The sequence below is a fragment of the Kribbella sp. genome, assembly GCF_035687465.1.
Lineage (GTDB): Bacteria > Actinomycetota > Actinomycetes > Propionibacteriales > Kribbellaceae > Kribbella.
The window spans coordinates 1-3,883 of record NZ_DASRXP010000510.1 but is presented as its reverse complement, the minus strand read 5'-3'; the positions used below and the strand labels follow the sequence as shown (position 1 = coordinate 3,883).

Annotated in this window: 4 protein-coding genes; 3 read left to right on the top strand and 1 reads right to left on the bottom strand. The window is 68.4% G+C overall.

The window, feature by feature from the left end; all coding sequences use genetic code 11:
- The 3 genes from VFG33_RS27240 to mptB all read left to right on the top strand — a co-directional run.
- Nucleotides 1-617: ATP-binding protein DrrA1-3 family domain-containing protein (locus VFG33_RS27240; RefSeq protein WP_325055816.1), on the top strand; the 617-nt coding region annotated here is incomplete at its 5' end.
- A complete protein-coding gene (locus VFG33_RS27235) occupies nucleotides 614-1,378 on the top strand; it encodes an ABC transporter permease (RefSeq protein WP_325055815.1) in 765 nt (254 codons plus the stop codon). The genes VFG33_RS27240 and VFG33_RS27235, both read left to right, overlap by 4 nt.
- Before the next feature lie 69 nt (nucleotides 1,379-1,447).
- Complete coding sequence (gene mptB, locus VFG33_RS27230) at nucleotides 1,448-2,875, top strand: polyprenol phosphomannose-dependent alpha 1,6 mannosyltransferase MptB (RefSeq protein ID WP_325055814.1); 1,428 nt, start codon at nucleotides 1,448-1,450, stop codon at nucleotides 2,873-2,875.
- Here mptB and VFG33_RS27225 read toward each other — a convergent pair.
- Nucleotides 2,862-3,883: thiamine pyrophosphate-dependent enzyme (locus VFG33_RS27225; RefSeq protein WP_325055813.1), on the bottom strand; the 1,022-nt coding region annotated here is incomplete at its 5' end. The genes mptB and VFG33_RS27225 overlap by 14 nt on opposite strands.

The following is a 3,883-nucleotide window of genomic DNA, read 5'->3' as shown; positions in this document are numbered from 1 at the left end:
TGCCCGGCCTCTGGCGACGTCAGTGCAAGACCCTGTCAGGCGGCCAGCGGCGCCGCCTCGACATCGTCATGGGCCTGATCCACGACCCGAAGCTGATCTTCCTGGACGAGCCCACCACCGGCCTCGACCCGCAGGCTCGGGCGAACCTCTGGGAGCACATCCGCGGTCTCCGCGACCGCGGCGCCACCATCTTCCTGACCACCCACTACCTGGACGAGGCGGACGCGCTCTGTGACCGGATCCTCGTCATCGACCACGGCAAGATCGTTGCCTCCGGCAAGCCCGAGGAGCTGAAGCAGCAGGTCTCCGGCGACGGCGTCCGGCTCAGCCTCGCGGACCCTGCGAACGCTCCCGTGGTCACCAAGATCGTGCGGGAACTCGAGGGTGCCGTCGAGGTCGAGACCGACGGGGACGTGGTCGCCTTCCGCATCCCCAAGGGCGGTTCCGTGCTGCCCTCGCTACTGCGTTCGATCGATGCCCAGGGAGTCGAACTGGACGGTGTCGAGGTGCACCGCCCGACCCTGGACGACGTCTTCCTGACCATGACCGGCCGCTCCCTGCGCGACGACGCCCCGGCCACCGACGCCGAAGAAGAGAAAGAGGTGGCGGCCGTATGACCGTTATGCGCGAGACCTGGATCGTCTTCAACCGCCAGATGCGGTTGTCGTTGCGGAACCCGATGTGGTCGATCCTGATGCTCAGCCAGCCGCTGTTGTACCTGTTCCTGTTCGGCCCGCTGCTGAAGCCGCTCACCGCACAGATCAGCGAGGGCGCCACCACGAACGCCTACCAGGTGTTCATCCCGGGTCTGATCGTGCAACTCGGCATGTTCGGCGCGATGTTCGTCGGCTTCGGCCTGATCGCGGAGTACCGGGCCGGCGTGATCGAGGCCGACCGGGTCACCCCCGCGTCCCGGATGGCCCTGATGGCAGGCCGCGTACTCCGCGACGTCGTGGTCCTGGTGGTCCAGACGATCCTGCTGCTGGTGGTCTCCATCCCGATGGGCCTGCGAGCTCCCTGGGGCGGAGTACTGCTGTCCCTGGTCATCGTCGCCCTGCTCGGAGCGACCTTCGCCTCGCTGTCGTACTCGGTGGCGCTGATCACCAAGAGCGAGGACGCACTGGCCCCGCTGCTCAACGGGATCGCGATGCCGTTGCTGCTGTTGTCCGGCATCCTCCTGCCGATGCAGATCGGCCCGACCTGGCTGCAGCGGCTGTCCGACATCAGTCCGCTGAAGCACGTGGTGAACGGCGTACGGGCTCTCTTCCGCGGCGACATCAGCAGTAGCACGTCCCTCTGGGGCCTGTTCTGGGTCGTCCTCCTCACGGCCGTCGGCCTGGCCGTGGGCGCCCGCACCTTCCGCAAGGAATCCGCATGACTAGACGAGGTTCTTCGTAAGCAAGACAGCGTTCATCGGGGCGTTGCTCCGCGCGGTTAGCGTCGCGGCATGCGTATGCCTTCGCCGTTCGTCCGTGGACTGGCGGGGTCGTGCATAGTGGCGGCCGCCTCACTGGTGACATCGGTGATTCCGGAGTCGTCCTGGATGGCGTCGCTGCCGCTGACCGGTGACCTGCGGACGACCTTGGCCGGGCGGATGACCGGGCTGACGTTCATGGTCATCGGGCTCGGTCTGATGGTGTGGGCCTGGCTGGGTCTCGGCTCTGACGTGTTCGCCGGGATGCGGCCGCGCCTGGTGCGGTTGACCGCCTGGTGGAGTGCGCCGCTGCTGCTGATGCCGCCGTTGTTCAGCCGGGACGCCTGGAGCTACGCCGCCCAGGGTGCGCTGGTCGCCGGTGGTTACGACCCCTACAAGGTCGGCCCGGGCGTTCTGTCGGGGCACGTGATCGAGGCCGTCGATCCGATGTGGATGGCCACGCCTGCGCCGTACGGGCCGTTGCCACTCGCGTACGGCGGAGTCGCGGCGCGGATCACGCTCGACCCATACCTGCTCATGCTTGCCCACCGGCTGCTGGCCGTACTGGGGATCGTGCTGATCGCCTGGGCGGTGCCGCGGATCGCGGTGGCGTGCCGGGTGAACCCGACGGTCGCGACCTGGCTGGTCGTGGCCAACCCCATACTGATCACGCATGGCCTCGGCGCGGCGCACAACGACGTACTGATGCTGGGCGTGGCGTGCGCCGCCTTCGCTGTAGCGCTTACTGGTCATTGGGGTACTGCGGCGGTACTGGCTGGGGTTGCGGCTGCGGTGAAGCTGCCGGGTGGGTTGGCGGTGATCGCTATCGCTGCGGTGATGAGCCCACTGGCAGGGAGGGCCCGAGTACGACTGGCAAGCCTCTGCATAGCCGGGGCGGTTGCAGTACTGACCCTGGTGACGATCGGCGAGCTGACTGGCGTGGGGTCAGGCTGGCTCAGCGCACTCGACGTACCGGGGCTGGTTCGCTCGCCGCTGTCCATCGCCAACCTGATCGGCATGGGCGCATCCGGCGTCCTGTCCTGGCTGGGCGCGAACGATGCGGCTCAACAGGCGCTGCAGATCGTCCGCCTGGTCGGCATCCTCACCGCCGTCTCCCTGATCGGCATCCTCGGCCTGCGCTCCTCCATCCACAACGCGGCCCGCGCGGTCGGAATCGCCTTACTGGCCGTGGTTCTGCTCGGCCCGACAGCCCACGACTGGTACTTCCTCTGGTGCCTGCCGTTCCTGGCCGTGGCCCGCCCCGGCCGCCGCCTCACCACAGCCCTGATCGGCGTCAGCCTCATCCTCACCATCGCCGCCCCCCTCAACTCCTCCCTCCGAGGCGCCGTCATCCCCATCCTCATCACCACCAGCCTCGTCCTAGTCACCACCGCCACCCTCCTAGGCCACCTCCGCACCCTGCAGCCCGCAAAGGTGAAGCTGCCGGCTACAGCTGGGTGAGGGCTGCTTTTACTGCTGTGTGGAGGGTTGCGGGGAGGGTGGTTGGGCGGGGGAGGCGGGTTTCTATGACGTCGATGCCGGCGACTGTGCGGGTTAGGGCTGCGCGGAGGGCTTCGGGGGTTTCCGCGAGCTGGTAGGGGGTGTGGGTGGCGGCGCAGAGGGCGGCCAGGTCGGTGTTGTGGGGGGTGCCGAAGACGCGTTCGAAGTCGGGGGCGTCTGCTTGTTCGAGGGTGGAGAAGATGCCGCCGCCGTTGTCGTTCACCACCACGATGCGCAGGTCCGGGCGTGGCTCGTCGGGGCCGATCACCAAGGCGTTGTAGTCGTGCAGGAAGGCCAGATCACCCACCAGCGCGTGCGTCGCGCCGCCGTTGGCCAACGCGGCTCCGACAGCGGTCGACAGAGTGCCGTCGATCCCTGCGAGACCACGGTTCGCTACCGTCCGGATCGGCACGATCGGGGCTAGATCCAGGTCGCGGATGGGGTTCGAGGATGCCACGACGAGCATGCCGTCGGCGCCGACCGCCTCTCCGAGCATCGCGGCGATCCCCGGTCCGGTCAGGCCGTCGGCGAGCACCTTGTCGATCGCCGGCCGAGCCGACTGGTCGGCGTGCTGCCATTGCGCCAGCCAGTCGGTCTCGTCGGCGCTAGTGATCTCCACACCGGTGAGGACAGCGGCGGCCCGGCGGCCCGCGTCCGGCCAAGCACCGGTCGGCGCGACGACGATCACCTCGACGTCCGGACGAGCCAGCAGCTTGGTGATCGGCCGGGACAGGGTCGGATGGCCGAAGACCACCACCCGTTCGATCTCGTCCGCCAACGGAGTTGCCGACAGCAACAACCGGTACGCCGAGATGACGGCCGGCCCGATCCGCGAACGACTGGACGGCTCGGCGAACAACGGCCAGTTCCCGGCCTCCGCAGCAAGCCGGGCAGCCTGAGAAGCACCATCACCGGCGACCACCACGGTCTTCGGCCCAGCGGCAATCGCAGACGGCTGCGCCGCGGTGG